Source organism: Flavisolibacter ginsengiterrae DSM 18136, assembly GCF_059568575.1.
Genome location: NZ_JCANTR010000004.1, coordinates 176,173 through 192,454, shown reverse-complemented (window position 1 = coordinate 192,454; position 16,282 = coordinate 176,173). Strand labels below are relative to the sequence as shown.

Annotated in this window: 15 protein-coding genes; 7 read left to right on the top strand and 8 right to left on the bottom strand. The window is 42.0% G+C overall.

Going from position 1 to position 16,282, the window contains the following annotated elements:
* Positions 1 to 88 precede the first annotated feature (88 nt).
* Entirely contained in the window at positions 89 to 571 is a 483-nt protein-coding gene (locus BP74_RS06375; RefSeq protein ID WP_496372212.1) for a hypothetical protein, read from the top strand.
* Between the two features lie 19 nt (positions 572 to 590).
* Here the strand turns inward: BP74_RS06375 and BP74_RS06370 are convergent, their stop codons facing one another.
* On the bottom strand, positions 591 to 1,601 hold the full coding sequence (locus BP74_RS06370; protein WP_496372210.1) for a hypothetical protein: 1,011 nt from the start codon (positions 1,599 to 1,601) through the stop codon (positions 591 to 593).
* Between the two features lie 215 nt (positions 1,602 to 1,816).
* Complete coding sequence (locus BP74_RS06365) at positions 1,817 to 5,065, bottom strand: S41 family peptidase (protein ID WP_496372208.1); 3,249 nt, start codon at positions 5,063 to 5,065, stop codon at positions 1,817 to 1,819.
* 50 nt (positions 5,066 to 5,115) lie between these two features.
* Between BP74_RS06365 and BP74_RS06360 the strand changes: the two genes are divergently transcribed.
* Together BP74_RS06360 and BP74_RS06355 are read left to right on the top strand one after the other, a co-directional pair.
* The gene (locus BP74_RS06360) at positions 5,116 to 5,844 is read left to right on the top strand and encodes a peptidoglycan DD-metalloendopeptidase family protein (RefSeq protein WP_496372206.1); all 729 of its coding nucleotides are present in this window, start codon (positions 5,116 to 5,118) and stop codon (positions 5,842 to 5,844) included.
* 138 nt (positions 5,845 to 5,982) lie between these two features.
* Positions 5,983 to 7,233 (top strand): OmpA family protein, encoded by a 1,251-nt coding sequence (locus tag BP74_RS06355; RefSeq protein WP_496372204.1) that lies wholly within the window; start codon positions 5,983 to 5,985, stop codon positions 7,231 to 7,233.
* A gap of 45 nt (positions 7,234 to 7,278) precedes the next feature.
* On the opposite strand, the gene BP74_RS06350 is transcribed toward BP74_RS06355, so the two are convergent.
* Entirely contained in the window at positions 7,279 to 7,941 is a 663-nt protein-coding gene (locus tag BP74_RS06350; protein WP_496372202.1) for an NADPH-dependent F420 reductase, read from the bottom strand.
* A 295-nt stretch (positions 7,942 to 8,236) separates the two neighbouring features.
* Here BP74_RS06350 and ruvB point away from each other — a divergent pair, with 295 nt between their 5' ends.
* Entirely contained in the window at positions 8,237 to 9,271 is a 1,035-nt protein-coding gene (gene ruvB / locus BP74_RS06345) for a Holliday junction branch migration DNA helicase RuvB (RefSeq protein ID WP_496372200.1), read from the top strand.
* Between the two features lie 35 nt (positions 9,272 to 9,306).
* Positions 9,307 to 10,143: a hypothetical protein gene (locus tag BP74_RS06340; RefSeq protein WP_496372198.1), complete on the top strand. Its 837-nt coding sequence runs from the start codon at positions 9,307 to 9,309 to the stop codon at positions 10,141 to 10,143.
* Between the two features lie 37 nt (positions 10,144 to 10,180).
* On the opposite strand, the gene BP74_RS06335 is transcribed toward BP74_RS06340, so the two are convergent.
* Positions 10,181 to 10,879, bottom strand: coding sequence for a response regulator transcription factor (locus BP74_RS06335; protein WP_496372196.1), 699 nt, complete (start codon positions 10,877 to 10,879; stop codon positions 10,181 to 10,183).
* A 126-nt stretch (positions 10,880 to 11,005) separates the two neighbouring features.
* Between BP74_RS06335 and BP74_RS06330 the strand changes: the two genes are divergently transcribed.
* Positions 11,006 to 11,377: a co-chaperone GroES gene (locus BP74_RS06330; RefSeq protein WP_496372194.1), complete on the top strand. Its 372-nt coding sequence runs from the start codon at positions 11,006 to 11,008 to the stop codon at positions 11,375 to 11,377.
* Positions 11,378 to 11,385: 8 nt separating this feature from the next.
* Here the strand turns inward: BP74_RS06330 and BP74_RS06325 are convergent, their stop codons facing one another.
* Together BP74_RS06325 and BP74_RS06320 are read right to left on the bottom strand one after the other, a co-directional pair.
* Positions 11,386 to 11,769, bottom strand: coding sequence for a response regulator (locus BP74_RS06325; protein ID WP_496372192.1), 384 nt, complete (start codon positions 11,767 to 11,769; stop codon positions 11,386 to 11,388).
* A gap of 72 nt (positions 11,770 to 11,841) precedes the next feature.
* A complete protein-coding gene (locus BP74_RS06320; RefSeq protein WP_496372190.1) occupies positions 11,842 to 12,219 on the bottom strand; it encodes a response regulator in 378 nt (125 codons plus the stop codon).
* Positions 12,220 to 12,399: 180 nt separating this feature from the next.
* Here BP74_RS06320 and BP74_RS06315 point away from each other — a divergent pair, with 180 nt between their 5' ends.
* The gene (locus tag BP74_RS06315) at positions 12,400 to 13,947 is read left to right on the top strand and encodes a helicase HerA-like domain-containing protein (RefSeq protein ID WP_496372188.1); all 1,548 of its coding nucleotides are present in this window, start codon (positions 12,400 to 12,402) and stop codon (positions 13,945 to 13,947) included.
* An 11-nt stretch (positions 13,948 to 13,958) separates the two neighbouring features.
* Here the strand turns inward: BP74_RS06315 and BP74_RS06310 are convergent, their stop codons facing one another.
* Both BP74_RS06310 and BP74_RS06305 read right to left on the bottom strand, forming a co-directional pair.
* Positions 13,959 to 15,893 carry a RecQ family ATP-dependent DNA helicase gene (locus BP74_RS06310; RefSeq protein ID WP_496372186.1) on the bottom strand — a complete coding sequence of 645 codons (1,935 nt, stop codon included), beginning with the start codon at positions 15,891 to 15,893 and terminating at the stop codon, positions 13,959 to 13,961.
* Between the two features lie 18 nt (positions 15,894 to 15,911).
* Positions 15,912 to 16,268 (bottom strand): four helix bundle protein, encoded by a 357-nt coding sequence (locus tag BP74_RS06305; protein WP_496372184.1) that lies wholly within the window; start codon positions 16,266 to 16,268, stop codon positions 15,912 to 15,914.
* Positions 16,269 to 16,282: the final 14 nt, after the last annotated feature.

Here is a 16,282-nt window from a genome sequence, read left to right as displayed (position 1 = left end):
CATTCAATTTTCACATTGATCCATACCAGCGGTGTGGATTTTTTATTTATAGGAATGATAGTTGTGCAAGAAAAAGAAAAGGCAATAAATGGCACATCCCAACCTCACATTGATCCAGGCACTACGCCAGGCAGCTACTAACCTCAGGAATGGTAAGCCATATGCCTGGGGACACCATGGGGCTTGCAATTGCGGCCATCTATTACAGGTGGTAACTCATTTGAGTAAGGAAGAGATATTAAGCTATGCCCATACCGGCATAGGAGAGTGGACGGAGATCGCTCAGGGCTGGTGTGAAACAACAAGGGTTCCTGTAGATATGCTGGTTTCCAAACTGGAAGCAATAGGTTTAACAGCTACCGATATTCACAACCTGGAATACCTGCAGGATAGAGTCATATTACAAAAGCTACCCGGCGGATTCCGCTGGTTGCAAAAGAATCAAAGGGAAGATGTGGTCCTATACTTTGAAACTATGGCTGATGTGCTGGAAGAAAAATTGATCAACAGAATAGATATCACCCAGGTAGCCAATACTCCAGTTCTTATATTAGAAAATAGTAACCAATAGCCAGGAAGCTGCTGGTTGATTATTGTTTCACCAACCGTATCATGGCGCTGCTATTTTCCGTACTTGCCAGTTTGGCTTCATACCTCTTGTCCCCAACCAGGGCCACCATATAAGAAGTATTTGGAGGGATGGACCCTAAATTCTCTGCAACCATTGTCAATTCATTGGTGTCTGCCAGTTCCTGAACAGGCAATTTGATGGAATAAGCTTTGTCTGTTAAACGGATGTGCGTAAAAATCAACCTGGCATTCAGAAATAAGGAAATAGAATCACCATCTACTTCGGCATTATCATAAAACCTTAGTTCCACTGAATCTCCTTCAATTGGTATGTCTGCTGTAAAGACCTTCTCCCTTGAAATATATTTTTCTTCTATGGTGAGCGGTTTTATTTCTGGTGTAATAACAAGTGCTGAAGTTGTAGGGACAGATGTCATTCCAGGCAAAAGCACAGGCGGTGTTTCTTCTTTCTTATTTTCTATAACAACTGGTTCCTCATGAGGTCTGATGTAAGGTGTAAAGGCTATCAGGAAAACGCTGTCAATGATGTCAGGGTCATTAGCACCAATAGTGTAATTGTCGACAACATAATCCCATTCATCAGGAAATTGTGGATCATGGATTTTAGTCAGAGCTACTATGCCGTTTTTTTGCTCTGGTTTTCTTTTAGGAGAAGACTTTCCATCAAGATACATTTCACCTCCCCCAGGGCAATTGAAATCTGCTTCTGAAAGGAGTGGGGTGCGTGAAGCGCCACCCAATGGCTTATCGCCCTTATCTTCAATCAACTGGTCATCCCACCATATAACACTATTGTTGTTGGGATCGAAATAACCCTTGATACTATATCGCCTGTAATTTTTGGAAGATTCGTAATAATACGAAGTGCCTGTCAGGCTATCTCCTTTTTGAATGATCTTTACCTCAACATTTTTCTTATCAATCTTTCCTTTCCACACACCTGTTACCTGCTGGGCACGAGCTGAAAATGTAATGCTTAACAAAATAAATGAGGATACTAAGCGAATCATATTGGTGTTTTCAAGGTGAATGGATTATTAACGGTAAAAGATAATAATAATTGTCTTTTCGCAGGCGCTATTCATTGGTGTGTAGTGGTTAATACCTATTGCATGGGATACTTAGCAATTGCTGCAAGCAATAGTGCTTTTACGAAGCAATTTTCACAGCTATGTTAATGTTATGCGATTAAAAAAGCCCCGGTAAGTTCCGGGGCTTTTTTCATTTAAAAGTCTTTCTTTTTGTTTTTGATCTCTTCTAGCATTTCTTTCACCGCTCTTTCCAGTTGAAGGTCCTTGCCAGTTAAAATAGATTTGTAATCATTTGCTACTTTAATATCAGGTTCCAGTTGCAAATTCTCTGTGGGTCTTTTTTCTTTTCCAATTGTTGCTACCATAGGAATTCCAAATACAAGTGTAGGATCTATTTGTGTTTCCCACCATACTGCTGTTCCGGTACCAGGCACCGGCATGCCAATTGTTTTTCCTATACCCAAACTTTTATAGGCATAGGGAAATATAAAGGCATCTGAATAGTTGCTCTCACTCATTAACACAGTTGAAGGTGCTGTCCATTTATTAAATGGCTCTGATGATTTGATCTGTGTTCCCTGTGGAGCCATGCCCAGGTATTTTTTACCGCTCAGGAAAGTAACCAGGTCATCATGCAGCCAACCACCACCATTAAAGCGGGTATCTACAATCAGCGCTTCCTTATCTCCTTCTTTTCCCAGCACATCCTCATAAGTGGAACGGTAACTGGCATCGTTCATTCCCTGTACATGCACATAACCTACTTTGCCGCCAGATAATTGCTCTACTTTTTTCCTGTTGCTACTTACCCATCGTTCGTACAGCAGGTTTTGTTCTTCACCCTGTGATATAGGTTTGGTGGTTTCATCCCAACGCTGTTTTGTTTCCGGATCGAATAGACTCAATAGAATGTTTTTACCTGTTTTGCGGTTGAGTAACCTGGCCCAGTCAAAACTATTGTTGATGGCTTCATCATCTATCTTTTCAATGATAACACCCTTTTTGATCTTTGTTTTGGCATTAACAAAAGGCCCTCCCTCCAGTACTTCCATAACCTTCAGCCCATTACCTTCATAGGTCTCATCGTACAACATTCCAAGGCTGGCTGTTGCATCTCCATTCTGAACCTGGGGAGCATAACGTCCTCCTGTATGCGAAGCATTTAGTTCGCCAAGGAACTCGCTCAATAATTCCTGGAAATCGTAGTTGTTATTAATGTGCGGGAGGAATTTGGCATAAGTGGTATGGTACTGGTTCCAGTTAACGCCACCAAGATTGGGGTCATAGAATTTTTTGGCGACCTGTCTCCAGGTGTGGTCGAATATATAGGCTCTTTCTTCTGTTGCCTTCAACACCATTTCTCCATTAACAGTTACTGGTGATACCTTACCGCTTTCCGCATCCACTTTCATGATTTTTCCATCACTTACCACAAAAAGATTTTTTCCATCTGCAGTCAGGCTCATGCCTGCGGGGCCACCATCCATTTTAGCTACCAGTTTGGTCTCTTTGGTTCTGGGATTGGTCATCCAAAGGTCGTAGCCTTTTTCCATCCGCGCCATGAAGTATAATTTCTCCCCGTCATTGCTAAGGATATAATCAGATATATTCCCCGAGTTGATGGTGAGCCGCATTTTGCGATGGTCCAGGCCTTCTATCATTGGCTGCCAGCTTTTGCCGGGAGGATTGATCTTTAAGCTGCTGTCTTTTTTGAGGGCTTCCTTATCCTTGTCTTCCTTTTCCTTCAACAGGCTGAATTCATCTTTATTCAGTTTGAACTTGTCATAAGCTTCCTGGTCAAAGAACATGGCATATACATCCACTTCACGGGCACCCTGTACAGCCAGGGGTCTTTTGCCATCCCTGTCTGTTACCCACAATAAAGCCTTACCGCCAAAAGCCCATTTGGCCAGTCCATCAGAAAAACCACTTTGAGTAAGGTTTATCCTTTCTCCTGATCCATCTGCTTTCATCAAAGCTACTTCTGAAGAAGGCCATTTTCCTTCGGCAGAATTGAAGGCGATCCATTTGCCATCCGGCGACCAGGTATAATACTGGTCACCATCTGCATAAGAGAAATTGACACCTTTTGGAACTATGGTCCTGCTTTTTTTGGTAGCCAGGTTATAGACTTTCAAAATATTTCTTTCTTCCAGGTACGCGATCTCTTTTCCATCCGGAGAAACTTCAGGTTGAAATTCTTCCGCCTCAGTGGCGATAACAGGTTCTTCTTTGATAACCGTTGATGTATAAAAATATGGCTCTTCCTTGCGCTCAATAGAGGCTTTATAGATGTCCCAGCTATTACCTCTTTCAGATGCATAATAAAGAGAACGGCCATCAGGGCTGAACTCAACAGTTCTTTCCTGTGACGGAGTGTTCGTGATACGCTTGGTGATGCCCCCTTCCACAGAGGTTACAAATACTTCACCCCTGACAACAAATGCTACTTCCTTGCCATTTGGCGACAATACTGTTTGGGTAACATTTGAATTCACAGGCAATATCTTGTCATCATTGCCTCTTGTATCCTGGTTTATGGTAATGGAAACTTTTTGAGGCTCAGAACCTTCCTTCAAAGTGTATATCTCGCCATCATAGGTAAAACAAAGCAGGCCATCGGAAGAGCGGCTTAAAAAACGAACGGGATGTTCTTTGAAATGTGATAGCTGGCTCAAGGAAGTTCCGCCTGCTACACTGGCCTTATAAATATTTTGTGTACTACCTTCCTTTTCACTCAGGAAATAAAAACTATTATCATCATTACCCCAAACCGGGTTACGGTCTTCGCCTTCAAAAGTTGAGACCTGCATATACTCATCTTTCTTAGTGTCATACACCCAGACATCCCGGGTCACAGATGAAGTATGGTGTTTGCGATAGGCATCTTCATAACCTTTGCGATCCTGGAAAATTAATTTGTCACCACTGTTGTTGAAACGGGCAAATTCAGCACCAGCGGAGTTGAATAAAACAGACCGGCCACCTGTTACAGGTACCTCGTACAATTTCTGGAACAGGTTACGCTGGGGAAAGCGCGCCGATGTGTACACATCATTCCTGTTGGTGCCAAATAATATAGACTTGTTGTCTACAGTAAAATCGTATGGATAATCATTGGCAGAATTGTAGGTTAATCTTTTTGCTTCCCCTCCGGTAGCAGGCATGATGTACACATCAAAATTTCCGTAGCGGTCAGAAGCAAAGGCGATCCATTTTCCGTCATGGCTCCATACGGGCATGTAATCATACGCTTCATGAATGGTCATTGGATAGGCCTCTCCCCCGGAGGAAGGAACTTTGTAAAGGTCACCTTTATAACTAAACACGATTGTTTTGCCATCAGGTGACAGGGAAGGATACCTCATCCATAGGGGGGTGTTTTGGGCATTACCGGCCAGGCTGAAGGCCATTGCAGCCAGCGCAATCCATCTTTTCATCATACAGTTGTTTAATTTTATTGTAAGAATACTAAATTATCAACTTACAGTATATGAACTCACTGAAATGGGAAGAGCGGTTAAAAGCGCACAGGGCCAAATTCTCCTCCATCGTGCCCTATGAAAAAGGTGATAAATTATTATTGATGGATTTTACAGCCGGCAACAATGAACTGACAGAAGATCTGGTCAGGGACACAGAGAAATTTACAAGGTATATCAATGCCAGTTTAGGTTCGGCAGGCGCACGTTATGGTATTGGTGGATATAATGAATGCAGAACAATTTATTCAAGAAGTGATTTATTTGATAAAAGCAGGCCTGCTGTAAATGAATTGCAGCACCAGTTGATTGATACACTGGAGGAACCCAGGTGCATACACCTGGGCGTAGACATCTGGGGTAAGCCTTATACTAAAGTAATGGCACCACTGGATGGGATCGTTCACAGTTTTGCATTCAATAATGGGTTTGGTGATTATGGTGCAACGATCATTCTTACACATAACCTTGATGGACAAACTTTTCATACATTATATGGTCACCTGAGCCTGAACTCTATCAAAAACATCCAGGAAGGTGACAGAGTGAAAGGGGGTGATGTGTTCGCTGAATTTGGGATACCATTTGAAAATGGACAATGGCCTCCTCATTTGCATTTCCAGGTGATCATAGATATGGAAGACAGGAAGGGTGATTATCCCGGTGTATGTGCGCCTTCAGAGAAAGAAAAGTATTTGAACAATTGTCCTGATCCCGACCTCATATTGAACCTGCAATAATGGTTGTAAGCAAACACTTGTGTATCGCCGTTAGATGTGCGAAAATATTTGCCATATAACCAAACATATTGTGGTAACTTACAATAATCAGTCAACAGCTGAGTTTCAGTTTTATATTCCTCACTTTAAATCAGAATTATGGCAATGAATCTTCTCGATGCTGTGCGCAATTATCTTCCCTCCAATCTTGCAGAAACAGCATCCAAATACCTGAATGAATCTCCGACAGGAATTAGTAAAGCAATTACAGCAGCAGTGCCCGCGTTGTTAGCAGGTTTTGTAAACCGTGCAGAAAGCGGGGATGCCCATGGATTGTTAAATGATGCTCATGCCGCTGCAGATAGCGGTGTATTAAATAACCCACAAGGCTTGTTTGAAAACACTGGTGGTTTGTTAACAGGTGGACTGGATCGTTTGAAGGGTTTATTTGGCGGTGGCGGTATTGGAAGTATTGCATCTGCCTTATCATCATTCGCCGGAATCAAATCTGATTCTATTCAATCTCTGCTCGCCATGCTGGCACCATTGGGATTGGGAGTACTTGGCCGGCATGCCAGGGAAAATAATCTCTCAGCCCAGGGTCTTACCTCTTACCTGGCAGATCAAAAATCAAATATAATGAGCGCATTGCCTGCAGGATTGTCACTGGGCAGCCTGTTTGGCGGTGCCAAAATTCCTTCAGCCAATGTAGGACAAAACATCAGGGAAGGGAAAGCGTATGTTGAAGACCGGGCACCAAAATCAGGAACCAGCCCCATTTTGTGGGTTATTTTGGCTGTTGCAGCCATCGCATTGTTATGGTATTTCCTGGGTAAGGGATGCAATAAATCTGAATCGGAAGCGGTAACAACTGATACCACTACCACCATGACCACTGCGCCGGTTGATACAACTACAAGCACCACAACAACTACTACCACTGAACGCCAATCCATGAAGGTGAAGCTGGCCGATGGTACTGAAATAAACGCCTATACGGGTGGGATAGAAGACCAGTTGGTAAAATGCCTGGATGATGCAGCCTGCCAGGCTGGAAAAGACAAATGGTTTGATTTTGATAATATCAATTTTGAAACAGGAAGTGCCAAGCTGACTGCCGAAAGCCAGCAACAGGTTCAAAACATAGTGGCTATATTAAAAGCCTATCCTAAAGCCAAGATCAAAATTGGTGGTTATACAGATAAGGTAGGCAATGCTGATGCCAATAAGAAGTTGAGCCAGCAAAGAGCTGATGCTGTAATGAATGCTATCAAATCTGCAGGTGCTACTGCAGGGCAGTTGGTCGGTGCAGAAGGTTACGGTTCCCAGTTTGCCAAAGTGGATGCTTCTGCTTCAGATGAAGAAAGAAGATCAGACAGGAGGATTGCTGTACAATTGCGTGAAAAATAGAAAGATATGCCAAGGTATCCTGCACCATGATGCAGGATACCTTTTTTATTTTACAATCTTAAAGTTGAACAGGGGTGTTCCCAACGACCTGTAAACTAATACCCAAAAAGGTACTATAGCCTCAACGGCCCTTGCAGATTCTATTCCACCCAGGTCTAAAATCTTGTCTGCCTTCCAGTTAAAATTATCAGCAAGAAATTTCCTGACCTTATTTTTTGCTTCCGCATCATTACCGCAGATAAAGAGGTTATGGTCTGCCTTATTCACTTCCCTGGCATCAACCATTAATTTATAGTTTACTGTATTCAATGTTTTTACAACAAATGAATCTGGCATTGCTTTTTGAATTTCTTCTCCTAATGAATTGGAGTTGCCCAACCCTTCAACGATCTGGGGTGGCAAACCTTTGGTAAAATCCAAAGGATTGGTAATATCTACAACGATCTTCCCATCGAAGTTCTCCTTATTTACTGAACTGATCGCCTGCAATGCATTGGCCCCGTTAAGGCATAGAAAGAGCATTTCTCCAAAAGCAGCAGCATCATTAAAATTGCCCTGCGAAGCATGCTCATTGGATTGTTCCACCCATTCTGCAGCTTTTTTGTTGTTTTGCGTCCGGCTGCCCATCATTACATCATAACCCTTATCTATTAAAGCTGATGCTATGGCTTCGCCAACTGTTCCGGTTCCTAAAACGCCTATTTTCATGGTTTAACTCCTGGTTTAGATAATGATCAAATCAATGTATCCATACAATGGATCTTCCAAATTTCCCCTTCAAAAGGTACGGCAAAATCTTTCAATTTATAGTTACAGAATCCTAATGTGCATTCTCAGCCTGATAATATGCTATTGTATTCTACGCCATGGTTCCAATGGAAAAATAAATGGGTTGACCTGGTTGGGTACAATGGATTGCTGCCTGCTTTTATGACCTTGTAAAGTAGCTTATTAAAAGAGATCCTTAACAGGCTTTGCTGCTCAAAATCATTACATTTACAGCATGTCCAATCCTAATTTACAAGGCGACAAAAATCAGTTAACATCGGCGGATAAAGAGTTTGAAAATGGCATCAGGCCACGGGAGATCAATGATTTCGCCGGGCAGAGCCAGGTGATCGAGAACCTGGTGATTTTTATCAAGGCTGCCAAGATACGTGGGGAGGCCCTTGATCACGTCTTGTTTCACGGACCCCCGGGTTTGGGTAAGACGACGCTTTCCAGGATCGTTGCCAATGAATTGGGGGTGAATATTAAGGAGACTTCCGGCCCTGTAATTGAAAAGCCGGGTGACCTTGCAGGCTTACTTACCAACCTTGAACCTAATGATGTATTATTTATTGATGAAATTCACAGGTTAAGTACGGTAGTCGAAGAATACCTCTATTCTGCCATGGAAGATTATAAGATCGATATCATGATCGATAGTGGTCCTAATGCCCGAAGCATACAGATCAACCTGAATCCTTTTACACTTATTGGAGCTACCACCCGCAGTGGGTTATTATCTGCTCCTTTGCTATCGAGATTTGCCATTAAATCAAGGCTGGAATATTATACGGCTGAAACATTAAGAAAGATCATTTTGAGGGCTGCACATATATTGAATGTGGAAATAACCAATGAAGCAGCCGCCGAAATATCAAGGCGTAGCCGGGGCACTCCTCGTATAGCCAATGGGTTGTTGCGACGGGTGCGGGACTTTGCACAGGTGTTGAATGATGGCCAGATAGATATTGGCATTACACAACATGCCTTAAAAGCTTTGAATGTGGATGAACATGGATTGGACCATATGGACAACCGCATACTTTTAGCTATCATAGATAAATTCAAGGGAGGCCCCGTTGGCATCACTACCATTGCCACTTCGGTGGGAGAGGAAGCCGGAACCCTTGAGGAAGTGTATGAGCCCTTCCTGATCCAGGAAGGATTTATTAAAAGAACACCAAGGGGTAGGGAAGCTACACCTAAAGCGTATGAACATTTAGGAAAAGCGCTGCCCGGATCTTATGGTCCCTCTCTTTTCAATCTTTGATCTGGTATGGATTCATCACTGTTTGACAAACTATTATGAAGCAAATAATGCTATGCCTGTTGGTGACAACGGGCATCCTTTTTTCCTGTACGCCAAAGAAAGATGTGTTGGTAAAAGCCTGGATATTCAATGATGCTGAAAATGGGGATCAAAGAGGAAACCCTGGTACAGACCCCGGCCTTGTTATAGACAGTCATTACAATACAGGTAATTTTATAGACATACAGGCTGATGGTACTTATTCAAGCTATCTGGCTGATTATGAAACAGGTAAATGGTTTTTTAAGGACCAGATGCTGATACTTGTAAACCGTAAAAAAGATATACTGGAATTACAGGTGAATAAACTGGATGACAATGAACTGGTATGCACTAATAAAATGAAACAGGTGGTTTACAGGTTTAAAGGTCTTCCTAATAGCTTTGTTTCAAAAGGGGAGAATCCTTTTTCATTGACCAATAATCTTTGGCGCATAAAACCGTTAAAACGCGAAACAGATGAAGAGCTGAGGAAAAGGATGAAGAATCATTTCACTTACTGGAAGCAATATTTTGCCATGGGGCTTAAGAATGAAATAGAGGTACTGAACATTGGAAGCACTCCCAGCCTTTTTAAATTATACGGTAACGGTATTCAGCTGGAATACTACGAAAACCTGTTCCCGGAGTGGAAGAATTGCTTTTATGACAGTACAGATTGCAGGATGGCTTACGAGAATGTGTATTACAAAATGTACCAGAAGAAAATAAAATGGCCGGATACTGAAAACCGTTTTGAAAGGTTCGTTGCTGCATTCAGCCAGCTGGAACAATGGATGGATGAAGAAACATCTCCTTATGTCAGGGCAGCCAGCAAACAAAAAAAGGATTGAGAATACCCAATCCTTTACATAATCAATTTATTTCTGATCATTCCTGCACCACAAGCCTGAAGCCATTGCCATGTATGTTTACGATCTCAATCTTAGGATCGTCTTTCAGGTACTTACGCAATTTGGCGATGTATACATCCATGCTTCGGCCATTGAAATAAGTATCACTTCCCCAGATTCTTTTCAATGCCTGCTCTCTTGGTAGCAAATCGTTCATATGCTCACAAAGCATTTTGAGTAGTTCATTTTCTTTAGGAGAAAGGGTTTGCATTTTTCCATCATGTGACAACTCACGAAGTTTTGGATTGAAATGATAAGAAGAAAGATCAAATTCTTTATTCTCAGATTCCCTGTTCAACTCTTCGTTACGCTTCAGTATCGCTTTTATTTTATGCAGTAATACTTCACTGTCAAAGGGTTTGGTGATATAATCATCAGCGCCCAGTTTATATCCCTGGATGATATCTTCCTTCATGGTCTTTGCACTCAGGAAAAAGAGCGGAACATCGGGATTTATATCCCGGATCTCTTCAGCCAGAGTAAAGCCATCCATATTTGGCATCATAACATCAAGCAGGCAAAGGTCGAATTGTTCACGCTGAAAAGCGGCAAGTCCAAGCCGGCCATCTCTTTCCAGGGTAACATTATAATCATTCAGTTCAAGGTAATTCTTCAGAACACTTCCCAGGTTTGGATCATCTTCGCATAATAAAATCTTAGCTTTTTTTCCTTCCATGACTAATGGGTTTTTAATTGAGAAATAAAGTTAACGCATTTGCTCATACGCGTTTTATGATTAGTTGCATTGATCTTCACAAATTTGTCCCTATGCCTGTTTAATTTTGCATAGGAGAAATTTGATATGCAGATCACGCCAGACAATAAATTGAAAAAACTGATCATCATAGGTGACCGGGTACTGATCCGGCCTACACGACCCAATGAACGTACTGAAACTGGTTTATACCTTCCACCGGGTGTGCAGGAAAGAGAAAAAGTACAACAGGGATATATAATAAAAATCGGGCCCGGCTATGCCATACCAATGTTGCAGGAAGAAGAATCATGGAAAGCTCATGAAGAACAGGTGAAATATGTTCCCTTGCAGGCCAGGGAAGGGGACCTTGCAATTTTCTTATTAAGCGGTGCTACTGAAATTATGTATGGCGGCGATAAATACTTTATTGTACCGCAAAGTGCCATCTTGATGCTGGAGAGGGAAGAAGAATTATAGATGGCAATTTATGCCAGTGCCTGGTTGGAATAGCTCATTTGCTTTTGCACCCTGTTGAGCAGGTCCGTATAATCAAATGGTTTTTGCATAAAATCATCAGCACCAACCTGCGACATGAGGCCAAGAGAGTTATCATAACCAGACATCATGATTACCCTGATGTTACTGGTCTCATCATCATGTTTCAGTTGGTTGCAGAAATCGCGGCCATCCTGGTCAGATATAAAAACATCCATCAGGATCAATGCGGGCTTATGTATCCTGATCTTTTGAACAGCCTCTTCAATGCGGGAGGCAAGAACAGTATCGTAACCCTGGCCTTTTAATATGATCTGCACAATCTGTAACAGGTCCTTATTATCATCCAGCAGGAGAATCTTTTGATTACACACGGTGATCGATTTGCCCTGTCTATTCAAATATCCTTCCAAAAAATGCAAACAGGTGGATTTCAGCCTGTTTGTTTAACCGGCTATCACATGAGAAAGCATTTCAGAAACCTTATTGGTAAAGGCCTGGTATTGATTGGGTTTGGTTATGTATTGAACCTGGTACAGTTCAAAATAACGTTGGTCAAGACTGCTTGACGAAGTGCTGAAAACGACCAAAGGGATCTTGCTGAGATCCTCATCTTCCTTGATTAACTGTATGGCCCTGCGTCCGTCCATCTTTGGCATATTGATGTCCATAATGATAAGGCAGGGAAGCTCTCCTGACTGTTTTGCACGGTATAGGTAAGCAAGTCCTTCTTCGCCATTCTTTGCTTCCACCACTGAAAAGGGAGTGCTGTGGTTTTTGATTGCTTCCTGGATAAAAACCAGGTCATCTCCATCATCATCCATACATAATATAGTAGTGGAAAAAACCATCTATACAAATCTAAGTCAAAGACTTTTGCATCTGAATTCGTAGAATTACGATTCTTTTTGCGGGAAATACGGTTCAAGTAAAACCTTTTACAAACCCAAAAACATGGGCAAGGCTTTTTGTTCGCCCTGTAATTATTTTCTTTACTTTCAGGTATGCCAAATAAGGAAGATTTTATAGCAGCGGTATCCAGTGGATATAGCTTTAAAGGTGAAGCTTTTAAGATAGGAAGAGCCATGCTCGATGGACAGGTAGTGGAGGGTGCAGATGTGTTGCTACCCTTAAAAACGATGAATCGTCATGGATTGATAGCAGGAGCTACCGGTACGGGTAAAACCAAGACACTGCAGTTGATCAGTGAAGGATTGAGTGACGCAAGTGTACCCGTTCTGTTATTGGATATCAAAGGGGACCTGAGTGGAATAGCTGCTCCGGGAACGCCCAATGATAAAATTACAGAGCGTTCAAAGATCCTTGGGGTTGATTATAAGCCGAAGGGCTACCCTGTAGAACTGCTGACACTTAGCGATAAACCAGGCGTCAAACTGAGAGCCACAGTCAGCGAGTTTGGACCTGTACTTTTAAGCAAGATCCTGGGACTGAATGATACGCAGGGTGGAGTAGTAGCGTTGATCTTTAAATATTGTGATGATAACAAGCTTCCCTTGCTTGACCTTAAAGATTTTATTAAGGTGTTGCAATATGTAACTGCTGAAGGAAAAGAAGAGATTGAAAAGGCATATGGTAAAATATCTACTACATCTACAGGCACCATCCTGAGAAAAGTAATAGAACTGCAACAGCAGGGTGCCGATGCTTTTTTTGGAGAGAAAAGTTTTGATGTGGATGACCTGATGCGTATTTCCGGCGACGGCAGGGGTATTATATCTATTCTGAGGGTAACAGAACTCCAGGACAGGCCAAAGCTGTTCTCGACCTTCATGCTCCAGTTATTGGCTGAGTTATATGCTACCTCTCCGGAAGAAGGTGACCTGGATAAGCCCAAGCTGGTCATTTTTATAGATGAAGCGCACCTGATCTTCAATGATGCTTCAGAAGTATTAATGCAGGAAATAGAGAACATTGTTAAGCTCATCCGTTCAAAAGGCATTGGTGTTTTCTTTTGCACCCAGAATCCAATGGATGTTCCTGCATCAGTATTAGCCCAGTTAGGATTGAAAGTGCAACATGCGTTGAGGGCTTTCACCGCAGCAGATCGTAAGTCTATCAAACAAACAGCAGAAAATTACCCTGAAACACAATACTATGATGTGGACCAAATGTTGACGCAGATGGGTATTGGAGAAGCTTTTGTTACTATGTTGAATGAAAAAGGTATTCCCACACCATTGGTGCATGTTATGCTCAGGCCTCCACAAAGCAGGATGGATATTTTGACCGATGCCGAAGTGCAGAATATCGTGATGAGTTCAAAGTTGGTTAGTAAGTATAATAACCCGGTAGATTCAGAAAGCGCCTATGAGATCTTGAATAAAAAGATCGAAGAAGCGCAACAGAGATCCCAGGAGATAGATCAATTGCAGCAGAAAGCCAAGGCCGAAAAAGCAGCGCCAAAAGAAAAAAGCTTTCTTGATAATCCTATAGTTAGAAGTGCCGGAAGAACAGCAGCAACCATGATCACGCGCTCATTATTAGGCGTTCTTGGTTTGGGAAGTTCCCGGAGCCGCAAGAGTTTGTTTTAAATAATTAGATATCAGATTATTTGTAGCAGTCCCTTTTCATTTGTAGATATCTTTTTTTCGGCCTGGAGAAAATCAATCACTCTCCAGGCTTTTTCTTTCCGGATGCCATTGAGTTTTTGAAATAATTCTTCGGTTGTTAAAGAATGAACTGATAAATGTTCCAAGATCAATACAGCAATTGATTCTAATTCCGCAGGGGTTAAAGTAGATTTTTTCTTTTTGAGGCAATTATCACAAACACCGCAATCCCTGGCAGTTTCCTCTCCAAAATACATGCTGATCGTTTTACTGCGGCAAGCTGCCGTTTGGGCATATGCGATCATTTGATTGGCCCTTTCTATAAAGATGTCCCTTCGTTTGTAATAAAGCATCAGGTTGAACGACAGGTCTTCCGCAGCTACCCTGTTCTTCCTGAAAATAATCTGGGGCTCTGTATTTTGAGGTATGTATTGAATAATGCCAAAGGACGCAATAGTTTTAAGTTGCTTTTTTATTTCTGCTTCCTCTTTTTTCAGAAGTTTGGCTACCAGTAATTCAGATATAAAGCCGGGGAAATCAAATATGCCTTCATAAGTGCGCAGCAAGGAGGTTAGTAATTCTTCATGCTCCGGGTGGCTTTTTTGAAACTCGTACAATCCTTTTTTAGAGGTGGTAAAAACCAATGTTGCAGGAGCAAAATTCTTTTCATTGAAATCCAACCATCCATCACTTTCCAGGGCTTTCAGGGAATATAAAGCGGTGTTGCTGTTTAATTTAAAATTGCGGATGAAGGCATCGAAGTGAAATGTATAACTTTTATCCTGGCCCGTGTTAACGGGTATTTGAAGGTAATTGCCAAGTGCATGGTAGATGGACCTGATCTGCTCCAGGGTTGGATAGCGAACCAGGTGCAACAATGATAATTCTTCCATATCCCTCGTGTCATATAACAGTACAGGAAAGGCTTTTTTACCATCTCTTCCGGCACGTCCGGCTTCCTGGTAATAATTTTCCAAACAATCAGGCGTATCCATGTGGATCACAGTGCGTACATCGGGTTTATCTATGCCCATGCCAAAAGCATTGGTGCACACTATTATCCTGGTTTTATTGTTGATCCAGTCCAGTTGTCTTTTAGATCTTTCTTCAGATTTTAATCCTGCATGATAATATGTGGCCGGCATGCCATGCATCTGAAGCAGGTTGGCAATTTCGCCTGTACGTTTCCGGCTTTTACAATAGACTATAGAAGTTCCCTCTACTTTTTTCAGTATATCTACCAGCTTTGCGATCTTGGAATCAACTTTAAAAACACTGTAGGCCAGGTTCCTTCTTTCAAATGACTGGCGATAAACCTGCCAGCCAGCGTTTGCTTTAGGTTTTGCATGAACTAATTCGGGCATTGCCAGTTTTTCACAAATATCTTTTTGCACTTCCTCAGTGGCGGAAGCAGTTAAAGCCAGAACAGGAACCCCTGCCAACTCTTTTCTTAATTCTGCAATCCGTAAATAGGAGGGCCGGAAATCATAACCCCATTGGGAAATGCAATGGGCTTCATCCACTGCTATCAGGCTTACATCAAAAGATGGAAGGTATTCCTTAAACAGGTTTGTTTCCAGTCGTTCCGGAGAAACATACAGGAATTTAAAATAGTTATGCTTTGCATTTTGAAGTGTCTGGATCACATCAGCTCTTTGCATTCCCGAGTGGATCAGCAGTGCTGGAATGTTCCTTTTTTTCAGGTTTTCCACCTGGTCTTTCATCAAAGCTATTAATGGAGATATTACAAGGCAAATTCCCTGGCTGCCCATAGCGGGAATCTGGAAGCAGAGCGATTTGCCTCCGCCGGTAGGCAGTACAGCCAAAGTATCCTTTCCTGCAAGAATGGATTGGATAATTTCTTCCTGTAAAGGCCGAAATGATTTATAGCCCCAGTATTGCTCTAAAATAGACAGCACTTCACTCATGAAATGCAACAATACTAATCATTTCCGTTTTTTCAACTCATCAAAGAATGTATAACAGGCACTGGCAAGCTCCCTTAATTCTGCGGCTTTTTCTTCAGGTACCAGTTTTACTTCAATGAGTACCTGCATGGCGGTGTCCATCACTACAAGCGCATTCTTCACGGTTTTAATAAATTGTTTTCTCTTTTTTTTCCTTTTAAAAAAGCCACCCTGGGCAATATTGAGATGGACGGTTACCCCCGCATTCCTTATGTATTGAACAAGATTTGTTTTTTCTTCAGGAGGGAGATCATGGGTCAATTCATAACAGGCAACCACCAATCTTTTGGATAGGTAATAGACATCAAGGGTCTTGTATGCTGGTTGAATGGGCATTCGGATTAGCTGGT

What these genes read in the sequence shown, in the direction of transcription:
- BP74_RS06335 (WP_496372196.1), bottom strand. Translation starts at nt 10,879, where the DNA reads ATGGAAGGAAAAAAAGCTAAGATTTTATTATGCGAAGATGATCCAAAC.
- BP74_RS06340 (WP_496372198.1), top strand. Translation starts at nt 9,307, where the DNA reads ATGAAGCAAATAATGCTATGCCTGTTGGTGACAACGGGCATCCTTTTT.
- BP74_RS06365 (WP_496372208.1), bottom strand. Translation starts at nt 5,065, where the DNA reads ATGATGAAAAGATGGATTGCGCTGGCTGCAATGGCCTTCAGCCTGGCC.
- BP74_RS06330 (WP_496372194.1), top strand. Translation starts at nt 11,006, where the DNA reads ATGCAGATCACGCCAGACAATAAATTGAAAAAACTGATCATCATAGGT.
- BP74_RS06360 (WP_496372206.1), top strand. Translation starts at nt 5,116, where the DNA reads ATGAACTCACTGAAATGGGAAGAGCGGTTAAAAGCGCACAGGGCCAAA.
- BP74_RS06355 (WP_496372204.1), top strand. Translation starts at nt 5,983, where the DNA reads ATGGCAATGAATCTTCTCGATGCTGTGCGCAATTATCTTCCCTCCAAT.
- BP74_RS06310 (WP_496372186.1), bottom strand. Translation starts at nt 15,893, where the DNA reads ATGAGTGAAGTGCTGTCTATTTTAGAGCAATACTGGGGCTATAAATCA.
- BP74_RS06305 (WP_496372184.1), bottom strand. Translation starts at nt 16,268, where the DNA reads ATGCCCATTCAACCAGCATACAAGACCCTTGATGTCTATTACCTATCC.
- BP74_RS06375 (WP_496372212.1), top strand. Translation starts at nt 89, where the DNA reads ATGGCACATCCCAACCTCACATTGATCCAGGCACTACGCCAGGCAGCT.
- BP74_RS06350 (WP_496372202.1), bottom strand. Translation starts at nt 7,941, where the DNA reads ATGAAAATAGGCGTTTTAGGAACCGGAACAGTTGGCGAAGCCATAGCA.
- BP74_RS06370 (WP_496372210.1), bottom strand. Translation starts at nt 1,601, where the DNA reads ATGATTCGCTTAGTATCCTCATTTATTTTGTTAAGCATTACATTTTCA.
- BP74_RS06315 (WP_496372188.1), top strand. Translation starts at nt 12,400, where the DNA reads ATGCCAAATAAGGAAGATTTTATAGCAGCGGTATCCAGTGGATATAGC.
- BP74_RS06320 (WP_496372190.1), bottom strand. Translation starts at nt 12,219, where the DNA reads ATGGATGATGATGGAGATGACCTGGTTTTTATCCAGGAAGCAATCAAA.
- ruvB (WP_496372200.1), top strand. Translation starts at nt 8,237, where the DNA reads ATGTCCAATCCTAATTTACAAGGCGACAAAAATCAGTTAACATCGGCG.